The organism is Streptosporangium amethystogenes, assembly GCF_000721075.1.
GTDB lineage: Bacteria > Actinomycetota > Actinomycetes > Streptosporangiales > Streptosporangiaceae > Streptosporangium > Streptosporangium amethystogenes.
On the sequence record NZ_JOEQ01000187.1, the window covers coordinates 1 to 322 of the forward strand.

General features: G+C 63.4%; 1 protein-coding gene. It reads right to left on the reverse strand.

The features are described from left to right. A partial coding sequence (locus IG98_RS46375) for an AMP-binding protein (protein WP_037973140.1) occupies window positions 1-322 on the reverse strand: 322 nt, incomplete at both ends.

Below are 322 nucleotides of genomic sequence, written 5' to 3' on the forward strand. Positions count from 1 at the left end.
CCCCGGACCCGCCACATACAACTCCCCCACCACACCCACCGGCACCGGCCGCAAAAACTCATCCAACACATACAACCGCAAATCCGGAATCCCCACCCCGATCAGTCCGGGCGCGCTGTCCACATCCAGCGGCGCATAAGTGACATGCACCGTCGTCTCGGTAATCCCATACATGTTGACCAGGGAGATCCCCCGGCCATGCCACTCGGCGACACGGCTGCCATCCAGCGCCTCCCCGCCGAAGATGACATACCGCAACGACAGACCCGACCCACCCAGATCCCGCTCCGCCGCCATCAACTGATAAAACGCCGACGGCGTC